Origin of the sequence: Paraburkholderia phosphatilytica, assembly GCF_003443895.1 — a bacterium.
Taxonomy (GTDB): Bacteria; Pseudomonadota; Gammaproteobacteria; order Burkholderiales; family Burkholderiaceae; genus Paraburkholderia; species Paraburkholderia phosphatilytica.
The window spans coordinates 56,201-75,403 of the sequence record NZ_QQOA01000022.1 but is presented as its reverse complement, the minus strand read 5'-3'; the positions used below and the strand labels follow the sequence as shown (position 1 = coordinate 75,403).

Annotated in this window: 19 protein-coding genes; 9 read left to right on the top strand and 10 right to left on the bottom strand. The window is 64.8% G+C overall.

Going from position 1 to position 19,203, the window contains the following annotated elements:
- Positions 1–29: 29 nt before the first annotated feature.
- The 5 genes from DVS29_RS22405 to DVS29_RS22385 all read right to left on the bottom strand — a co-directional run bounded on the left by DVS29_RS22405 (position 30) and on the right by DVS29_RS22385 (position 4,649).
- The gene (locus DVS29_RS22405) at positions 30–797 is read right to left on the bottom strand and encodes a DUF4410 domain-containing protein (RefSeq protein ID WP_118182740.1); all 768 of its coding nucleotides are present in this window, start codon (positions 795–797) and stop codon (positions 30–32) included.
- Positions 798–1,006: 209 nt separating this feature from the next.
- Positions 1,007–2,374: an ATP-binding protein gene (locus DVS29_RS22400; protein ID WP_118182739.1), complete on the bottom strand. Its 1,368-nt coding sequence runs from the start codon at positions 2,372–2,374 to the stop codon at positions 1,007–1,009.
- The gene (locus tag DVS29_RS22395; protein WP_118182694.1) at positions 2,374–3,090 is read right to left on the bottom strand and encodes a response regulator; all 717 of its coding nucleotides are present in this window, start codon (positions 3,088–3,090) and stop codon (positions 2,374–2,376) included. The genes DVS29_RS22400 and DVS29_RS22395 overlap by 1 nt, the downstream gene beginning before the upstream one ends.
- Before the next feature lie 26 nt (positions 3,091–3,116).
- On the bottom strand, positions 3,117–3,410 hold the full coding sequence (locus DVS29_RS22390; RefSeq protein WP_118182692.1) for an EF-hand domain-containing protein: 294 nt from the start codon (positions 3,408–3,410) through the stop codon (positions 3,117–3,119).
- 129 nt (positions 3,411–3,539) lie between these two features.
- The gene (locus DVS29_RS22385; RefSeq protein WP_164707968.1) at positions 3,540–4,649 is read right to left on the bottom strand and encodes a hypothetical protein; all 1,110 of its coding nucleotides are present in this window, start codon (positions 4,647–4,649) and stop codon (positions 3,540–3,542) included.
- A 702-nt stretch (positions 4,650–5,351) separates the two neighbouring features.
- Between DVS29_RS22385 and DVS29_RS22380 the strand changes: the two genes are divergently transcribed.
- The 4 genes from DVS29_RS22380 to DVS29_RS22365 all read left to right on the top strand — a co-directional run bounded on the left by DVS29_RS22380 (position 5,352) and on the right by DVS29_RS22365 (position 10,027).
- A complete protein-coding gene (locus tag DVS29_RS22380; protein ID WP_124800679.1) occupies positions 5,352–5,648 on the top strand; it encodes a hypothetical protein in 297 nt (98 codons plus the stop codon).
- Positions 5,649–5,876: 228 nt separating this feature from the next.
- Positions 5,877–6,149: a hypothetical protein gene (locus DVS29_RS22375; RefSeq protein ID WP_118182689.1), complete on the top strand. Its 273-nt coding sequence runs from the start codon at positions 5,877–5,879 to the stop codon at positions 6,147–6,149.
- Between the two features lie 775 nt (positions 6,150–6,924).
- Positions 6,925–8,676: an ABC transporter permease gene (locus DVS29_RS22370; protein WP_118182688.1), complete on the top strand. Its 1,752-nt coding sequence runs from the start codon at positions 6,925–6,927 to the stop codon at positions 8,674–8,676.
- A 13-nt stretch (positions 8,677–8,689) separates the two neighbouring features.
- The gene (locus DVS29_RS22365; RefSeq protein ID WP_118182687.1) at positions 8,690–10,027 is read left to right on the top strand and encodes an ABC transporter ATP-binding protein; all 1,338 of its coding nucleotides are present in this window, start codon (positions 8,690–8,692) and stop codon (positions 10,025–10,027) included.
- Positions 10,028–10,122: 95 nt separating this feature from the next.
- Here DVS29_RS22365 and tam read toward each other — a convergent pair whose 3' ends face one another.
- Positions 10,123–10,902, bottom strand: a complete 780-nt coding sequence (tam, locus tag DVS29_RS22360; protein WP_118182686.1) for a trans-aconitate 2-methyltransferase — start codon at positions 10,900–10,902, stop codon at positions 10,123–10,125.
- A gap of 105 nt (positions 10,903–11,007) precedes the next feature.
- Between tam and DVS29_RS22355 the strand changes: the two genes are divergently transcribed.
- From DVS29_RS22355 to DVS29_RS22345, 3 genes are all read left to right on the top strand, one after another.
- Complete coding sequence (locus DVS29_RS22355; RefSeq protein ID WP_118182685.1) at positions 11,008–11,904, top strand: LysR family transcriptional regulator; 897 nt, start codon at positions 11,008–11,010, stop codon at positions 11,902–11,904.
- Between the two features lie 149 nt (positions 11,905–12,053).
- Entirely contained in the window at positions 12,054–12,530 is a 477-nt protein-coding gene (locus DVS29_RS22350) for a helix-turn-helix domain-containing protein (RefSeq protein WP_118182683.1), read from the top strand.
- The gene (locus DVS29_RS22345; protein WP_420816155.1) at positions 12,527–13,876 is read left to right on the top strand and encodes a type II toxin-antitoxin system HipA family toxin; all 1,350 of its coding nucleotides are present in this window, start codon (positions 12,527–12,529) and stop codon (positions 13,874–13,876) included. The genes DVS29_RS22350 and DVS29_RS22345 overlap by 4 nt, the downstream gene beginning before the upstream one ends.
- Positions 13,877–13,899: 23 nt before the next feature.
- Here the strand turns inward: DVS29_RS22345 and DVS29_RS22340 are convergent, their stop codons facing one another.
- Positions 13,900–14,658: an SDR family NAD(P)-dependent oxidoreductase gene (locus tag DVS29_RS22340; RefSeq protein ID WP_118182681.1), complete on the bottom strand. Its 759-nt coding sequence runs from the start codon at positions 14,656–14,658 to the stop codon at positions 13,900–13,902.
- Between the two features lie 160 nt (positions 14,659–14,818).
- Between DVS29_RS22340 and DVS29_RS22335 the strand changes: the two genes are divergently transcribed.
- Positions 14,819–15,706 carry an AraC family transcriptional regulator gene (locus tag DVS29_RS22335; RefSeq protein WP_118182680.1) on the top strand — a complete coding sequence of 296 codons (888 nt, stop codon included), beginning with the start codon at positions 14,819–14,821 and terminating at the stop codon, positions 15,704–15,706.
- Positions 15,707–15,797: 91 nt separating this feature from the next.
- On the opposite strand, the gene tehA is transcribed toward DVS29_RS22335, so the two are convergent.
- Together tehA and DVS29_RS22325 are read right to left on the bottom strand one after the other, a co-directional pair.
- Positions 15,798–16,760, bottom strand: coding sequence for a dicarboxylate transporter/tellurite-resistance protein TehA (tehA, locus tag DVS29_RS22330; protein ID WP_118182679.1), 963 nt, complete (start codon positions 16,758–16,760; stop codon positions 15,798–15,800).
- Between the two features lie 135 nt (positions 16,761–16,895).
- Positions 16,896–17,858, bottom strand: coding sequence for a LysR family transcriptional regulator (locus DVS29_RS22325; protein ID WP_118182678.1), 963 nt, complete (start codon positions 17,856–17,858; stop codon positions 16,896–16,898).
- Between the two features lie 170 nt (positions 17,859–18,028).
- On the opposite strand from DVS29_RS22325, the gene DVS29_RS22320 reads away from it, so the two are divergent.
- Positions 18,029–18,784 (top strand): glucose 1-dehydrogenase, encoded by a 756-nt coding sequence (locus DVS29_RS22320; RefSeq protein ID WP_118182677.1) that lies wholly within the window; start codon positions 18,029–18,031, stop codon positions 18,782–18,784.
- 33 nt (positions 18,785–18,817) lie between these two features.
- Here the strand turns inward: DVS29_RS22320 and DVS29_RS22315 are convergent, their stop codons facing one another.
- Entirely contained in the window at positions 18,818–19,195 is a 378-nt protein-coding gene (locus DVS29_RS22315; RefSeq protein ID WP_118182676.1) for a copper resistance CopC family protein, read from the bottom strand.
- Between the last annotated feature and the right edge of the window lie 8 nt (positions 19,196–19,203).

The window sequence follows — 19,203 nt, the reverse complement described above, 5'->3', positions numbered from 1 at the left end:
CATGTCGCTGCATTTCGTCGAAATGCGGCTTAGTTCGCGTTTTGAGTGACGTTCGCGCCGCCCGTCACCGCGCTCGCGATCTGCTTCGCGATCGCATCGGCCATGCGTTTGGTGTCGGCCGACAGCGTGTCGTGATGCGCTTCCGACACGCCATGGATGCCCGTGCCGGTGACCACGGCGGTGGCGGCGCGATCGGCCGCTGCGCCGACGCCCGCGGTGACTGCGATGCCGGGCGCCTTGCCGCTGTCCGCGTCCGCGCTGAAGGTACGCAGCGTGACCGCTTCGCCCGGGGCCTGCTGATAGATCAGCGCGACGGATGCGCTGACCTTGCTCTTGCCGGCGCCGAAGCCGATCAGCATGCGGCGGCGACGGCTGCCTGCATCGAGCGATTCGAAGCTGCCTTCGACGAACACTGCATTCTGCGCAGTCGCCGTCGTGCTGTTCGCGCGCTGCGCGTTGAGCCCCATCGCCTGCAGACGCTTGACGATTTCATCGGCCACCTGTTCGCTGGCCTGCGTGGCAGCCTTCATCTGTTCCGCTTCGGCCGACGAGCCGGACATCTGCGTTTTCAGGCGCTGCGCCATGCCGCTGTCGAGCTGCACCTGATCCGCCGAGCCGGTGAACGGATAGACGACGATCACATCGGCACGTACTGGCGTTTGCTGCGCGGCGCTCGCGGAAGTCACGTGCGTGGACGCATTCGCGCAGCCGCCGAAGAGCAGCGAGCCTGCGAGCACGGCGGCGCTGGCGAAGCGCGAAACGCGGCGGGTTACGGATTTGAAGAAGGAGCGTTGCATGTCGATCACCTTGTGGGCACCTGGGCCGTTCGTTACGGAGCGTTCGCCGGTGCATCGTTCGTTATGCAAACTATGCACTGATAGCCGGCGATTACGTCTGCGTGTGACAGGGCTTCGGGGTCTGTACTGTGATTCGATGCCGCAACACGCAGGCCAGAGTATGCGAGGCGGGCGCGCTGAAATCCACGCGGGAATTATGTCGGGGGATGTCAGAGGGGGGAGGAGATCACGCTGGCATGTGCGTTCGAAGAAGCCGCGCCGACAGGCGCGCTGAGCGCGAACGTGACACGTGCTTCGAGACCGCCGCCTTCGCGTGATGTGAAGTGCAGCGTGCCGCCATGCAGACGCGCGATGCGCTCGACGATCGCGAGTCCGAGCCCGGTGCCGCCGGTGTGGCTTCGTGCATTCTGCCCGCGGCTGAACGGCGCCTTCAGTTTTTCGAGCGCTTCGGCACTGATGCCGTCGCCGCGATCGCCGATCGCGACGCACGCGTGACCGTTCATGATCCACGTGCGGACCGTGAAATCGGGTTTTCCATAGACGGTCGCGTTCTGCATCAGGTTCATCAGCACGCGCATCACGGCGACGGGCCTGAACGCGAAATGCGGCACCTTGCCGAGCGACAGCTCGAACTCGTGGCCGAGCCCCGCGAAATCCGCGGCAAGCTGACTGATCAGACCATTGAGGTCGCCCGTTTGCGGTGCTTCGCGTTCGCCGCTGCCTGCGTAGTCCATGAACTGCTGGAGGATCGTGTCGATGTGGTCGAGATAGTTTTCGGCGGACGCGACGAGATTCGCGTCCGCGCCGGCCATCGCCATCGCGAGACGCAGTTTCGTGAGCGGCGTGCGGATGTCGTGCGATACGCCGGCGAGCATCAGCGCGCGCGTCGCCTCGGCCTGCTTCAACGCGTCCGTCATCTGGTTGAACGCGATGCTCACCTGGTTGATTTCGGTTGGACCATCGATAGGCAATGGCGCGGGCGGTTCGCCCGAGCTCACGCGCCGCGCCGCGTGGGCGAGGTCCGCAAGCGGCCGGCTGATACGCAGCTGGATCAGATAGCCCGCGAGCGCCGCGAGCAGCGCGAGCGAGCCGGACAGCACGAGCGCGGTCGTGAGGCCGGACGCGTGTATCTCGTCGCTGACGGCGAGCGAGACCCACATTGGTGTAGTCGCGAAGTGCACGCGGATCCATAGCGTGCCGCGCGTGCTGTCCCAGCGTACCGGCATGTCGGGCGGCAGATCGCGTTGCAGCGTGTCGAAAAACACGTCGCGTTGCCACGACTGGAAGAAATGGATCAGACGCGGCGGCGCGGGCTCGACGTCCGTCGTATCCGGCGCGTCCGGGCGCGCGCCGAGACGCTCGGCGTTCGCGTGTGCTTCGGCGGGCGAGAGATTCGACAGCGTGCCATCGAGCGTGCGGACGTAGCTGGCAAAAACGGCCGCCGCACGTTCGACGCGCGGCGCCTGCACGAAATGCACGAGCACGCCGACGCCGACGATCTGCGTGAGCGCGAGCAGCACCACCAGCAGCGCGATGTTGCGCGCGAGCAGCGAGCGCAGCAGGAAAGGGCGTCTCATCATGAGACGAGATCGGCGACCAGCATGTAGCCGACGCCCCAGACGGTCTTGATGTAGCGCGGTTTCGACGGGTCCGCTTCGATGATCTGGCGCAGCCGCAGCACCTGCACGTCGATGCTGCGATCGAGCGCGTCGTGATCGCGCCCGCGCGCTCGGGCGAGCAGGTTTTCGCGGCTCACCGGGCGGTTCGGCGACGAGCCGAGCGCGTGCAGCAACAACATCTGCGCGGAATGCACGTCGACGGGCGAGCTGTTGCGCGTGAGCGTCTGCTTCGCGACGTCGAAGCGGAAATCGCCGAACGACAGCAGTTGCGACGCCGATACGGTCGGGTCGCCGGATGCGATGCGCTGGCGGCGCAGCAGCGCGCGAATGCGCGCGACGAGTTCGTTGGGCAGGAACGGCTTCGCGAGATAGTCGTCGGCGCCGGTCTCGAGGCCCACCACGCGGTCGACGGGGTCGCCCTTCGCGGTGAGCATCAGGATCGGCAGCGTGTGGCCTTCGGCGCGCAGCCGCCGGCAGATCGTGAGGCCGTCCTCGGGTTCCATCATCAGATCGAGCACCAGCAGATCGAACGGTTCGCGCTGCAGGAAGCGGTCGAGCCGCTTGCCGTCGGCGACGACCCGCACCTGGAAACCCTGGCCGGTCAGGAAGCGCTGCAGCATGTTGCGCAGTTCCGCTTCGTCGTCGAGCACGATGATCTTGTCTACGCGTTCCATCGAGTGCCTCCGCCCCTGGTCGCGGTTCAGCGCGCGGCCGCCTGCTGCATCATGAACTGCTGGATCTGCGGCAGCGTGACATAGCCTGCCTTCAGCGTGTCGATCTCGTCGAAATGCTGGGCAACGCGCGGCATGCCTTGCTGCGCCTGCTCGCGGGTCAGCTTGCCGTCGTGCGTGACGTTGGCGGCGCTGAAGCGCGCGTCCAGCTGCTGCATCGCGTGCTGCATGCGGGCACCGCCGGCTCCCTGTGCGTCGAGGGCTTGTGCCGATGCTCCTGCGCATACGATACACAAGACGATAGCGGCAATCATCTGCTTCATGAAGAACTCCGTGGTGTGGCCGACGGATCGTCGCTGGCGGGATGCTGCGATGCGAGCGTCGGCGGGTTGAATCGTAGGGATGTGCGGTTGCGAAAGCGATCGAAGAATCATGTCGCCGTGTGTCGTCGATCAGGCCCAGTGCGCAGGCACCCACACGCGGCCGACCCAGTGCGCCGGCACCCACACGGCAGCGCGCGGCGGCGCGACGTACACGGCTCTCGGCGGCGCGACATACACGACCCGGGGCGGCGCCGCGACATACACGACCTTCGGCGGAGGCGGCGCAACGTAGACGACCTTCGGCGGAGGCGGCGCGACATACACCGTCTTCGGCGCGGGCGGCGGCGCGACCACGACCGCTTTCGGCGGCGCGGGCGGCGGTGCGACCACGACCGGCGCGGGCACCGGAGGCGGCGGCGTCACGACGACCGCGGCGGGAGCGGGGGCGGGAAGCGGTGCCGTCACCACGACCGCTGCCGTCGGCGGAGGCGGCACGTAAGCGACCGGCGCGGGCGCCACGGCTACGGTTCCACCGACCACGACGCTGCCTGAACCCGTGACCGTCGTGCCATGCACGCCGGTCGCGCTGCCCGACGTCACGACGACGCCCGGCGCGACGCGCGTGGCGGAGCCGGAGTGCGTGACGGTGCCGTCGTCGGGACCGTTGACCGTACCGGAGCGCGAGCAGGTCGAGCCGGCGCAGTTCGTCGACGCCGAGTGGTCGTACGTATTGCCGTTCGCCGCCGTGACCGTACCCGACGACGAATACTGGCCGGGGCCGTTGCGCGTCACGCTGCCGGAAGTCGTCGCGGTGTTGCCGTCGGGACCGGTCATCGAACCCGTGTGCGAGCAGGTGCCGCCCGCGCAGTTCGTGTTGCCCGCGTGCTGTACGGTGTTGCCGTTCGGGCCGACCGCGGTGCCCGAGTTCGAGAACTGACCCGGCGCGGTGCGCGTCACGGTGCCGGTGTTGGTCGCGACGCCGCCATAAGGCCCGACCACGCCGCCCGCATGCGAGCAGCTGCCGCCGCCGCAGGAACCAGCGTGCGCGCCGTTGTATTGCCCGCGCGGCGTGTAGGCCGTGCCGTGACCGGACCAGCCCGCGAATGCCGAGGTGCTGCCGAGTACCAGCGCGGCGGCAGCGCCGACGCGGACGAGGACGCGAGCCACACGGCGTGCGGACGAGAGCGAAGCGTTTGAAACGCGCTGTGTGTGTGCTGTGTGGTCGAGATGCGGGTCGATATGCAGGTGGGGCGAGCGGGCGTTCACGATCAATTCCTCCGATGATGGGTCCGCTTCGCAAGAGGGCGCTGCGGCAACGAGGCGAACTATAGGCAGTGCGGCCCGCGCAGTCAGCTTCAAAACTATGTCGAGCTATGTCATGGATCGATGCGGGCGGCGGACGGAGAGGCGCGATCGAACGGTGTCGCCTGCTGGAAATTGGCGTGGAGCGGTGTCTCCAGATTGATATGGATAACTGATCGATCAAACGGCGACGTTCGTCTGCGCGAAAGGACGATCCCGGACTACGGGCAGGTGCGCCGTCAACGACTTCGGGTATGGCTCGGATCGTGCTGACGTACCGGGGGAGCAGGGAGCGCGGGCAGGACGATGCGCCCGGAAGCGCCCACGCGACACGCGGCCTGCCAGGTGCCGATGACCGCTGCGTTGCGAATTGGGGGCAGATACATAAAGTCTTCCGTCTTGCGACCGATAAGGCAGGGGCAGGAGTCAGGGTGGTCTGGATCCGGCTTGCCGTGACGCCGCGTTTTTCGCGGCCCGAAGATAATCCGGCGAATTATGTCCGGATTTTCTCCGTGTAATTTGGTGTGATTTTGCGTAAGGTATTTCTGTCATTGCCGTTCGCCGCAAACAGGGTCTGCCCGGAATAACTGTGTGGGAATGTCCGGTTAGCGGCGAAGCTGACAGGCAGCAGGAGTGGTCATGAGAATTCGGACGTATTCGAACATTGCCGTGCCAATGGCGTTGCTGGCGCTCGCGTGCGCGGCTTCGCGGCCGACCGCGGTATTTGCGGGCGCGTGGCTGGCTGCCGGGGTGATGGCGATCGGTTATCGCTCGCTGGACAGTTTTCCGTCACTGGGGCTCGGGCCGGCCTGGCGACAGGGGCCATTGTCGACCTTCGTGTGGGCGCACCATCTGGTCTGCTGGCCGCGGTACGTGGGTTTGCTGCCTGACTGGCTTGACCGGCAACTGAACCGGCAGAAGCGCGGCCATCGGTGAATCGCTGGTGTTGTTCCGGTGTGACAGAACCGATATTTTCGCTGGCTTCAAAAGTGGCCTGGAATTAGCGTGACGCGAATCGGCATTGAATTGCACCGCGTATTTTTTGTTGTAAAGGACGCAAGTGTGCGTCGGGTAACGGATGGAATCAAAGCGACACCAGGAAAATTGATGTTGTCGTCATATTGGCTGCTTATACTGCCGCAAAGACAGTAGTCAGGATGAGATATGCAACGCGATTACGAATACAAGGGCTATTCGATCCACGTCTCGGTTGAAACGGTCAGCGTGCCCGCGCTGCGCGGCGTGCTCATGCGCGACACGGGGTTCGTGACGCAGGTGGAGATCTTCCGCCGCGGCGCCGCGACGCCCCAGTTTTCCCCGCTTCATCTGACGGATAAGGACGGCCGCTGGTTCTTGCAGGAAGTCGACGCGCTGATGGGCGGCTATAGCGCCGGCCAGCGCATCGTCGACGACGTGCTGAACGCCCGCGCGGTCTGACGGTTATCGGGTTGACGCAACCCTGTTTCTGTCGACAACCGTCTGCAGCCAACCGGCGGCGTTTCTTTCCTCACCTCGCCTTTTAGCACCTCACGCACCCGGCCGCGCCTGCGTGTGCGCGACCTTCTCCGATACTTTCTCCACTGTCAGCCCGATCGCGCGAAGCCGAAGGGGCATTGTAATGAGAAAGACAGCGTGACCGATTACCCTGGCTCTGCTTAGCAATTTTCCAGTTGACCTTGGTTCGCTTCACTGTCTAAAATCCGGCCGTCGTCATGCAAGGAGTCATTGTCTTGGACAGTAGCAGTAGTCGATCTTCGATCAGTTTCGCCGCCTGACCGGCAGGACGTCCGCGCTTTTCTTCCAGCCGCCGTCCCGCCCGTAACAGGCAGACGGTGCGCGTCACAACCGCAGCAGTTTCGTCGTAACCCGCATCGCTTATTTCGTATCGCACAGGCGAGCCGCATCCGTGCGTCGCCCGCGGCATCGTGCCGCCGTCACGTCGCGCGGTTGCATGCGTTCGCGCTCGTCCGATGAAAGCCTGTTATCGGTTTCTTCAGTTATGCAAAGATTTCGTCATAAATGCACGCGATCATCGGAAGAGAAACCATGCCGATTACAGAACTCGTCCGGCGCGCTTTCCTCCACCTTACGACCTGCGTTTCCCGATCATGAATACGCTTAACTTCCGGCCTCGCGCCGGTGGCAACACGCCGGCTGCTGCTGTGCCTGTCGCGCACGCGGCGCCGACGGCTTCGCCGAACGGAGGCCTTTGATGGAATTCAGCTTCAACCTCAACCGCACGGCCAATGCGTCCGCATGGCGCGTACTGCCGAACCGCTGGGACTTCGTCGCGTTCCCGCTGATCATCTGCATCGTGGCGATGGCGGCGATCGGTTTCCACCAGACGATGGCGCCCATGTCGACGCTGAAGACCCAGGTCATCTCGCTCGATCCTTCGAACCTGCCCGAGTACGCGATGCGCACCACGCTGCGCATGCTCGCGGCGATGTTTGCATCGCTCGTGTTCACGCTGGTCTACGGCACGCTCGCGGCGAAGAGCCGGCGCGCCGAGAAACTGCTGGTGCCGATGCTCGACATCCTGCAGTCGGTGCCGGTGCTGGGCTATATCTCGTTTACGGTCACGTTCTTTCTCGCGCTGTTTCCGTCGCGCGTACTGGGCGCCGAGCTTGCCGCGATTTTCGCGATCTTCACGAGCCAGGCCTGGAACATGACCTTCAGCTTCTACCAGTCGCTGCGCACGGTGCCGCGCGATCTCGATGAAGTGTCGCGCGGCTTTCATCTCACCGCGTGGCAGCGCTTCTGGAAACTCGAAGTGCCGTTCTCGATGCCGGGCCTGATCTGGAACATGATGATGTCGATGTCGGGCGGCTGGTTTTTCGTCGTCGCATCGGAAGCCATCACCGTCGGCAACAACACGATCACGCTGCCGGGCATCGGCGCCTATCTGGCGCAGGCCATCTCGGACAAGAATCTCGCTGCTGTCGGCTGGGTGATTCTCACGATGACGGTTGTGATCCTCGCATACGACCAGTTGCTGTTCCGTCCGCTCGTCGCGTGGGCCGACAAGTTCCGGCTCGAAACCACGTCGTCCGGCAATGCGCCGGAATCGTGGCTGCTCGACGTGGTTCGCCGCACGCGGCTGATTCACCGGATGCTGGTGCCGTTCGGCAGGCTGTTCGCGGGCGCCGCGCGCGCGCCGCTGCGGCTGCCGTTCATGGGCCAGGTGCGCGTCGGGCGCGAGCATCGGCAGAGCACGTCGCGCATCGGCGACATCGTCTGGGCCGTGCTGCTGATATTGCTGACCGTCTATGTGGTGTATCGCGTCGTGAGCTATGTGCGCACCGGCGTCACACTCGACGAGGTCGGCCATGTGTTCGTGCTCGGCCTGATCACGCTGTTTCGAGTGATCGTGCTGATCGCGATCTCGTCGGTGATCTGGGTGCCGCTCGGGGTGCAGATCGGCCTGCGCCCCGCGCTTGCCGAGAAGATCCAGCCGCTCGCGCAGTTCCTTGCTGCGTTCCCGGCGAACCTGCTGTTTCCGGTGTTCGTGATTTTCATCGTGCATTTCCATCTGAACCCGGACATCTGGCTGTCGCCGCTCATCGTGCTCGGCACGCAGTGGTACATCCTGTTCAACGTGATCGCGGGCACGACCGCCTATCCGAACGACTACAAGGAAGCGGCGGCGAATTTTCGCATTCGCGGCTGGCAGTGGTGGAAGCAGGCGATGCTGCCGGGCATCTTCCCGTACTACGTGACGGGTGCGATCACCGCGTCGGGCGGCGCGTGGAACGCGAGCATCGTGTCCGAGTTCGTCCAGTGGGGCGATACGAAAGTCGTCGCGCACGGGCTGGGCGCGTATATCGCGCAGACCACCGCCGCCGGCGACTTCCCGAAGATCATCCTCGGCATCGCCGTGATGTCCCTGTTCGTCACGCTGTTCAATCGAACCTTGTGGCGCCCGCTGTACACCTATGCCGAGTCGAAACTGCGCCTTGATTGAGAGTGAGGAAACCATGAACCAGCCAGAACTGATGTCCGTCGAATTGCAGCAAGCCGCTCAGAAGGGCACCGGCGAGGAAATTCTCAACGTCAAGGACGTGTGCCGCGGTTTCAACAAGAGCCAGGGCGAACTGCTGGTGCTCGACGGCGCGAACCTGCAGCTGCGCGAAGGCGAGATCGTCGGGCTGCTCGGCCGTTCGGGCTCGGGCAAGTCGACGCTCTTGCGCATCATCGCCGGCCTGATCGAGCCGACCGGCGGCACCGTGACCTACAAGGGCAAGCCGCTCGACGGTCCGGCCGAAGGCGTCGCGATGGTGTTCCAGACCTTCGCGCTGTTTCCGTGGCTGACCGTGCTGCAGAACGTGGAAGCGGGGCTGGAAGCGCTCGGCGTCGGCGCGCGCGAACGCCGCGAGCGCGCGCTGGCCGCGATCGACCTGATCGGTCTCGATGGTTTCGAAAACGCGTACCCGCGCGAGCTGTCGGGCGGCATGCGCCAGCGTGTGGGTTTTGCGCGCGCGCTGGTGGTCGACCCGACGCTGCTGCTGATGGACGAGCCGTTCTCCGCGCTTGACGTGCTGACGGCCGAGACGCTGCGTACCGACCTGCTGGACCTGTGGACGCAAGGGCGCATGCCGATCAAGTCGGTGCTGATCGTCACGCACAACATCGAGGAAGCGGTGTTCATGTGCGACCGCATTCTGGTGCTGTCGTCGAATCCGGGGCGCGTGATTGCCGAGATCAAGGTGCCGTTCAAGCATCCGCGCAACCGTCTGGATCCGGCGTTCCGCAAGCTGGTGGACGACATCTACGCAAAGATGACGGCGCGCCAGACGGACGAGACGACGAAGAAGGGGCTGGAGCTCGGATCGTGGCTGCCGCATGTGTCGACCAACCTGATGGCCGGTCTGATCGAGACGCTGGCGGCCGCGCCTTATAACGGTCGCGCGGATATGCCGGAAATCGCGCGCTCGCTGCATCTCGAGGTGGACGACCTGTTCCCGATCGCCGAAGTGCTGCAGTACCTGGGCTTTGCCGACGTGCGTGAAGGCGATATCTATCTGACGCCGCCGGCCAGGACCTTCGCGGACCTCGGCACGCAGGAGCGCAAGGTGATGTTCGCCGAGCATCTGCTGCGCAATGTGCCGCTCGCCACGCGAGTGCGCAAAGTGCTCGACGAGCGGCCGGGGCATCGCGCGCCGCGTGTGCGTTTCGAGCAGGAGCTGGAAGACTTCCTGTCCGACAGCGCGGCGGAAGAGACGCTCGATGCGGTGATCAACTGGGGGCGTTACGGGGAAGTGTTTTCGTACAACGACCAGACGGAGATTTTCAGCCTGGAGGACGTCGAGTCCTGAAGATCGCTGCGCTTGACTAAAAAGCACGATGAACAAAGACGCGGCGAGCCTTCAGGGCCGTCGCGTTTTTCATTCCACCGTTCATACACAAAGCGTCATGCGCGTGTCGCGACGATGAAGAGCCGCGGAAACGGCAGCAGCACGGTGCCATCGGCCAGTGCCGGATACGCCTTTGCGATCCCGTTGCGGTAGCGCGCAATGAACGCGCTCTGTTCATCGCTGTTCAACGCAGCGATGAACGGCCTGAGCGCGCTGCCCTTGAACCATTCGACCACCGCGTCGGCGCCGCCCTGCAGCGGATGGTGGTAGGTCGTGCGCCACACGTCGACGCGCGCGCAGTGCGGCGCGAGCAGCTCGTAGTACCAGCGCGGCTGATGCCGCGCGGTGCGTTCGACGCCCTTCAATTTTTCCGCCCACGGGCCGTCGGCGGCGGTTTCGCGCAGCAGCCGGTGCGCAGGCTCGTCGAGATTGTCGGGCATCTGCACGGCGAGATGACCGCCCGATGCGAGCCGGCCGATCAGCTGCGGAAACAGCGTCTGGTGATCGGGCAGCCATTGCAGCACCGCGTTCGCGAGGATCAGGTCGTACGGCTGCGTGTCGTTCCAGGCCGCGATGTCGGCCACGTCGAAACGCACCTCGGGCAGGCGCTTGCGCGCGGCGTCGATCATGTCGGTGGAACTGTCGATGCCGCTCAGCGTCGCGCCGGGTACGCGCGCGGCCAGTACCTCGGTGGAATTGCCGGGCCCGCAGCCGATGTCGATGGCGACGCTCACGTTTTCTGACGGCACGGCTGCCAGCAGATCCTTGACCGGCCGGGTCCGTTCATTTTCGAACATCGTGTACTGCTGCGCGTGCCAACCGGTGGCTGAACTCATCGTGCTCTCCCTGTCGTGAACGGTGGATGCGGAACGCAGGCTATTTTGTGCTCGTCGGTCGCTTCAGTAAAATGAATTGAATTTCAGCATTATTTGATTTTTCTTATGAAAATCGACACGCTCGGGGTTCAGGCATTCGTGGCCATTGCCGATGGCGGCAGCTTCAAACGGGCCGCCGAAACGCTGCACGTGACGCAGACGGCGATCACGCAGCGTCTGCGCAAGCTCGAGGAGTTTCTCGGCGTCGCGCTGATCGAACGGACCACCCGCAGCATCGCGTTGACCGACACCGGCAGCCGCTTTCTGCCGCAGGCGCGACGCCTGCTCGGCGAGCTGTCGGACGCGCTTACCGAGATTCGTGAGACCGGCATGAGCCAGCGCGGCGACGTATCGATCGCATGCGTGCCGACAGTGGGCGTGCAGTATCTGCCGCGCATTTTGTGTGCGTATTCGGCGCGTCATCCACATAACCGCGTGAAGATTCTCGACCATGCATCATCTTCGGTCGTGCACGCGGTGTTGCGGCGCGAAGCGGAGTTCGGCATCAGTATCGCCGGAGACCCGCATCCGGACCTGACCAGCGTGCCGCTGACGACCGACCGCTACGTGCTGACCTGTCGCGACGATTATCCGCTGGCGAAGCGCCGGCGTATCGGCTGGCGTCAGCTGGAGCCGCATCCGCTGATCTTCGCGGGCGAGGTCAGCGGCAATCGCGGTTTGCTCGACGTCGCGCTGAAGACCCACGGCATCGCGTTGCGCTCGTTCTACGAGGTGCAGCGCAGTTCGACGGCGATCGGCCTCGTGGCGGAAGGACTGGGTGCCGCGGTGGTGCCGCGGCTGGCGGTGCAGAAAGGCGCGTATCCGACCGTGCACACGATCGAACTGACCGATCCGGTGGTGTCGCGCACGCTGGTGCTGGTGACGCGCACGATGGCGCAGTTGTCTCCGGCCGCGCGTGCGCTGTACGACATGATTCTGGAGCGGGCGAACGTGGTGGCGTGATCGGGTAGCCAGGGTTCATCTAAAAAAACAGGCTATGGCCTGTTTTTGTATTTTACAGGGGATAACCTGTATATAAAAATTACAGGCTATAGCTTGTATTTTTTAAATACAGGTTTTATCCTGTAAGAACCTCACGCAGGAATACAACCATGGACTTCCCGCTGAAGACCATCAGTCAGATTCGCCCGGTCGTGATGGGTTTTCGCAAGAGTGCCGGGCTTACGCAGGCATCGATGGCAACGCGACTCGGTATCACGCAGCAGAGCTATGCGGAGTTCGAGGCCAACCCGGCGTCGGCGAGCGTCGACCGGCTGTTTCGGGTGCTCCGGCTTCTCGACGTCGAACTGACGCTCACGGCAGCAGGCGATGGGCCGGGGGGCAGCAACGCCACACCGCGTGAAGCGAAGGCAGGCGCGCGCGCGCCTCGTGCTACCGCTGTAAAGAAGGCCTTGAAACCGGCTGCTGCGACCGCACGCGGTACCGCCGCGAAGCCGGTCAAGCAGACGAAACAGGTGAAAGAGGCCGTACCGATGAAGCAGGCCAAACCCGCAAAACAGACGAAGCAGACGAAACAGACGAAGCCACGCTCGAGCACATCCGCCGCCAGAAAACCGGAGATCTGGTGATGGCGGGTCAGCGGCAACCGGGTCGGCTTCACCTGTGGATGAACGGCGTGCCTGTCGGTCACTGGGAAGTCGCGCGCGGCGTCGAGCGTCTCGTGTACCTCGACAGCTGGTTGGCGGATGAGCGAGGCCGGCCGCTGTCGCTATCGTTGCCGTTTACGCCGGGCAACCAGCCGCATCGCGGTTCCCTCGTCACCGATTTTTTCGACAATCTGCTGCCAGACAGCGAGTCGATCCGCCGTCGTATCGCGGCGCGTTACCGGACCAGCGGCACCTCGCCGTTCGAACTGCTCGCGGTGCTCGGACGCGATTGCGTGGGCGCGCTGCAGATGCTGCCGACGGAGCACGAACCGCAGGACCTCGAAACGATCCGCGGCCGACCACTCGACGAAACCGCCATCGCGCAGCTGCTGCGCGATACCACCGCGGCACCCGGCATCGGTCACCACGAACCGGTCGACGATCTGCGGCTCTCCATCGCCGGCGCGCAGGAAAAGACCGCGCTGCTCTGGCATGACGGCGAATGGCTGCTGCCGGAAGGCAGCACGCCGACCACGCACATCCTCAAGCTGCCGATGGGCCTCGTTGGCAATATGCGCGCCGACATGCGCACGTCGGTCGAGAACGAATGGCTGTGCTCGCGAATCGTCGCGGCATACGGTTTGCCGATTGCCCGCTGCGGCATCGCGACGTTCGAGGACATGAAGGCGCTGGTCGTCGAACGCTTCGACCGGCGTTACGCAAGCGACGGCAGCTGGATTGTGCGTTTGCCCCAGGAAGACATGTGCCAGGCAACCGGCACGCCGGGTGCGAACAAGTACGAGGCGGATGGCGGCCCGGGCATCGACACGATCATGGCGCTGCTGGGCGGCTCGATGCATGCGGGCGTGGACCGCCGTAATTTCTTCGCGACGCAGATCGTGTTCTGGCTGCTCGCCGCGATCGACGGCCATGCGAAGAATTTCAGCATCGCGCATCTGCCCGGCAACCGCTATGCATCCACGCCGCTTTACGACGTGCTCTCGGCCCATCCGATCATCGGCAAGGGCGCTAACCGGCTTGCGCCCCAACGTGCGAAGCTTGCGATGGCGGTGCGAGGGCGCAATGCGCACTACGCGCTGGCTCAGATCTATCCGCGTCACTGGATCGCGCAGGGGCAGCGCGTGGGGCTGGCGCCCGAGGAAGTCGAATCGATCATCGCGGACATCGTTGCCGCAACGGAGAGTGTCATCGATACCGTCGCGGCGGAGATTCCCGACGGCTTTCCGATGGACATTGCCGAAGCGGTGTTTGCCGGGATACGCCGGCATGCTGCGAGACTCGAGCAGACCGAGGCCGAAGCGGGCTAGCGCCGCTGCCGGCGCGCGCCTGCCTAGATCATCAACCCACCCGACACCTCGATCCGCTGCGCGTTCACCCAGCGATGATCGTCGGACAGCAGCGACGCGATCATCGGACCGATATCGTCGGGCACGCCAGCACGACCCAGCGCCGTCGCTTCGGACACCAGCCGGTTCACTTCAGGATTGTCGCGCACCATGCCGCCGCTGAAATCCGTGGCCACGGCGCCGGGCGCGACCGTGTTCACCGCGATACGGCGCGGGCCCAGTTCCTTCGCGAGATAACGGGTGAGCACTTCGACCGCGCCTTTCATCGACGCGTAAGACGTGCTGCCCGGATACGCGATCCGCGTGAGACCCGACGAAACGTTCACGATGCGCCCGCCGTCGTTGATCAGCGGCAGCAGCTTCTGCGTGAGGAAAAACACGCCCTTGAAATGAACGTTGTACAGGCTGTCCAGTTCAGCTTCGGTGGTCGCTTCGAACGGCGCGTGATGCGAAGTGCCCGCGTTGTTCACCAGGTAGTCGAAGCGCGCGGCGCCCAGTTCCTTCAGCGCGTCGCGCACCTGTTCGACGAAGGCATCGAATGCGCTCACCTGTCCGGTATCGAGCGGCAGCGCGATCGCGCGTTGTCCCGCTTCCGCGGCGAGGTTCACTACGTTGTCCGCTTCCGCCCGGTTCGTGCGATACGTGAAGATGGAACACACGCCGCGCTTCGCCAGCTGCAGCACGGTATTGCGTCCAAGGCCACGGCTACCGCCAGTGACGATTGCGATCTTTGCGACGGTCATCTTGTGCTCCACTTGAGTTTGCTCAGGGATCAAGCTTATTGCTGCGACGCCGCAGCACGAATGCCTGAACTACCTCAGTTCTTGCCTGATCCTGCCGGCGGCCTGCAACCCGCCGCGCCAGCCTGTACGATGCGGGAATCAGGAAGTGGAGAGCGTTCACATGTCGAATGCACTGCTCGAGAGTGTCAAACGCTTTACCGAAAGCCAGCTGGAAGCGGAGGGCCCGTACGCCACCGCGATCGACGGCGTGACGATCCTGCGCGCGAATCAGGAAAAGCATCCAGCCCACCGGATCATGAAGCCCGCGCTGTGCGTCGTGGTGCAGGGCGCCAAATGGTCGACGTTCGGCGATCGCCGCCACGACTACCGGGCCGGCCAGGCGCTCGTCGTCAGCGTCGAGATGCCGGCGTTCAGCCGCGTCGAGAAGGCGAGCCCGGAGGCGCCGTTTCTCGGCGTCGTGATCGAGTTCGATCTCGCGATCATGCATGACGTCGTGCAGCATCTCGATGCATCGCCGAAGCCGGAAGACACCATGGGCCACGGCGTGTTCGTCACCGACTTCGACGGTCCGCTGGCCGACTGCGTGCAGCGCATGATGCGTCTGCTCGACACGCCGCGCGCCATTCCGGCGATCGCACCGTTGATCATGCGTGAGATCTGCTACTGGCTGCTCACGGGCGCGCATGGCAACGAGGTCGCGAAGATTGCACTTGCGAACAGCCACGCGCAGCGCGTGGTCACCGCGATTCACGCGCTGCGCGACCAGTTCGCGGAGACCATCCGCATCGACGAACTGGCGGCGGTCGCGCAGATGAGTCCGTCGGCGTTTCATCGGCAGTTCAAGGCGCTGACGTCGATGACGCCGCTGCAGTACCAGAAGCAGCTGCGCCTGCTGGAAGCGCGTCAACTGATGGTGACGGGCGCGGCGAACGCGGAATCGGCCGCGTGGAAGGTGGGCTACGAAAGCGCGTCGCAGTTCAGCCGGGAGTATGCGCGGATGTTCGGTGCGCCGCCCCGGCGCGATATCGAAGCGCTGAAACTGCAATGAGGTCGCGGTGAACCATTCATTGAACGGTTCACCGCGCTTCACTGATCGCTCCACTTCAACACATTCGCTGAACAACACATTCACTGAATGTTCAGGCCGCGGCCCGCGCGGGCAGCAACCGGTCGCTCGCGATCAGTTCCACGGTCTTCACGATCAGCAAACCGATTACACCATTCGCCGCGATGAACAGCACGACTGCGAGCCAGCCGATCCAGTCGGGTGCGCCGACACCGGCAAGACGCATCGCCATCGTCGGCAGCGCGGCGACGCCGAAGCTGAACGCCCAGTACGACGGTGCGAACGGTTGCTTGCGGATCCACGGCAGCAGGCGCAGCAACAGCAGTGCTTGATAGAGACCGTAGCCGAACAGCGCGTAGGCGAACACGTCCGGCGCACCGTGCGAGATCGCGAGCCACGTCACGCCGCCCACGACCGGCGGCGCCAGCTGGATGCCAAGCGCCGGCCGCAGCGCTTCGGGCAGCGCGTCATGATGTGCGGTGCGGTGCAGGATCACCGATTCGATCGCGAACCACGACAGCACGCCCACGCCGAAGAACAGCTCGCCGAGCTGGGTCCAGCCGAGCGCGGCGGCTGTCGTGCCCGCGACGAAGCTCGGTGCGACCGTCGGCAGATAGATGGCCGGCGTGACGAGCCCCGTCTTGCGGCCGCCCTGCCAGAAGCGGCCTTGCATCGCGACACCCAGCGCGAGCTGGCTCACGGTGCCGAGCACGAACAGCAGCACCGCGAGCGGCCGCGACCACGCGAGCAGCGCCTGCGCGGCCAGCAGCGTCGAGACCGGGCCGAGCGGCAGAAACAGCGATTGCACCGGGTGACGCCATTCGGCCAGCGCGCTTTCCCGGTTCGTGAGCCACTTGTGTGCGTAACCTGCCATCACCGCGAGCCACACGACGAGCGCGACGCTCGTTGCGAGCGCGGCGAGATCCGCGGGCAACGCCCACAGCTTCACGCCGACACGCCATGCGCCGGCCAGCGCCAGCGTTCCCACTGCGATGCCGAAGAATCCAGCCGGCATCGGTTCACGACTCCCGTTCATTGTCTTCTCCTGAAAGGCGAGGGCAGCAGCTGCCGTCCTTCGTTGGATAGAACTTTAGGAGCCGGCGACGCGAATTCGAATGCGAGGGCGTCTCAACAGCATGCCCAATCGTCTCAAGCGGATTTCAGTCGGATTTCAGGCCGATGAACGAGCCGATGAACGAGCCGATGAACCGGCCGCCGGCTGCGCGAGACCCGCGGCGACGTGGTCCGCGAACGCCTTCACCTTGGCCGAATGCCGTCGCTCCGGTGGGCTGACGAGATGGATCGGACTCGCGAACGTGTGCCAGTCCGGCAGCAGCGTGACGACTTCGTCGCTTGCGATTTCTTCATCGAAGAGCCATGCCGGCGCATGGCCGATGCCCATGCCGGCGAGGATCGATGCGCGCAGCACCTCACTGCTATTGGTCTGCAGATTGCCGTCCACGCGCACGCTGCGCGTCGTGCCGGGCGGTTCGGACGCGCCGGCATCCGCGATGAAGGTCCAGTCGTTGCGCGCGGCGATCCCGGTGTAGACGATGCAGTTGTGCGCGGTCAGATCGTCGGGTTGCTTCGGCGCTTTCATGCCCTTCGGCAGTGAACGCAGATAGCGGCGATGCGCGAGCAGCCTGCGCTCGGCGGTGCCGATGCGCCGCGCGATCAGCCGGCTGTCGGGCAGCTCGCCGATCCGCACCGCGATGTCGATGCCGTGCTCGACGAGGTCGATGAAGTTGTCGTGCAGTCGCAGATCGATCTTGACGCCCGGGTTCTCAGCGAGAAACGAACGCACGAGCGGCATCAGCTTCATCCGCCCGAACCCGACCGATGCCGCGATCCGCAGCCGGCCGGTCAGCTGCTGCTCGCCGCGCTGCAGCGTGCTTTCCGCTTCCGCGATTTCGGCGACGAGCCGGCGCGTTTCCTCGAAGTAGCGCGCGCCGTCTTCGGTGAGCGCGAGCGAGCGGGTGGTGCGCGTCAGCAGCTTCGCGCCGAGTTCGCGTTCGAGCGCGGCCACCTGCTTGCTGACCGCGCTTTGCGTGGTGCCGGATTCGTGCGCGACGGCGGAGAAACTGCCCGCTTCGACGACCCGCACGAAGGTTCGCATCGCCAGCAGCTTGTCCATCGTTGCTCCGTCCTGTTTATTCCTCAGTGGACTGAATGATAGGAGCGGCAGCCTGCTAGTTCAACTCGATGGAATCAGTCACAGTCACTTCCACGCCATCGCTCGCTGCCATCCCGGCAGCGTTCCAGAACCGAAGTCATACGCGGTCCACCACCGCAAGGAGCTCCATCATGAACACCCATGCACCCGTCGTTCTCGTCACCGGCGCGCTGACCGGCATCGGCCGCGCGACCGCCATCGCGTTCGCCCGCGCGGGCCACCGTGTCGTTGTCAGCGGCCGGCGCGACGAAGCGGGCCTCGCGCTCGCGGCCGAGCTTCGCGCGCTCGGCGTCGAAGCCGAATTCGTGCACGCCGACGTGCGTTTCGAAGACGACGTGCGCCGTCTCGTCGAAGCGACCGTCGAACGTTTCGGCCGCATCGATATCGCGGTCAACAACGCCGGCACCGAAGGCGAACTCGCGCCGCTCGCGGAGCAGTCGGTTGCGAACTACGAGGCGACCTTCTCGGCCAACGTGCTCGGCACGCTGCTGTCGCTGAAGCACGAAATGCGCGTGATGCAGGCACAAGGGTCGGGCGCGATCGTCAACCTGTCGTCGATCGCGGGGCATGTCGGCATGCCGCACGCGTCGGTGTACGTGGCGAGCAAGCACGCAGTGGAAGGCCTCACGAAGAGTGCGGCGCTCGAAGGCGCGGCCGCCGGCGTGCGCGTGAACGCCGTTGCGCCGGGCCCGGTCGCGACGCAGATGCTGGACCGCTTCACCGGCGGCAACGATGCAGCGCGCGACGGCCTGCTCGCGACGGTTCCGGCGCGCCGCGCAGGCATGCCGGAAGAAATCGCGCAGACCATCGTGTTCCTTGCTGGCGAACACGCGGGCTATCTGACTGGACAGATCGTCGCAGTCGACGGCGGCTACACCGCGCAGTAACGCACGCCGCCCGCGGCAGAAACGCAGGGCCGCTTATTTCGCCGTGAACGAGTAGTGGCCCTGCGTGCGATGGCCGTCGTTCGCGACCGCGACCCACGCGACGGTGTACACGCCAGGCTCGAGCGGGTTCAGCTCGACCGACATGTGCTTCGGGTTCGACGGATCGACGATGGCACGACCCTTCGTCACAGACTGTTGGTTCGCATCGGTCACGGCGATCGAGCTGAACGCGGACTCCAGGCCGTCGTCGAAATCGATCGCGACGTCCTGCTGCGACGTGGTGACGGTCGCGCCGGCAGCCGGCGATTGATGTGTCGGATACGCATGCGCGTACGCGAGTTGAGCGGTGCTGAAAGCGAGGGCGGCAAGCGCGCCCCGCAGCGGCATCAACGTGGATTTCGAGTTTTTCATGATCGGAT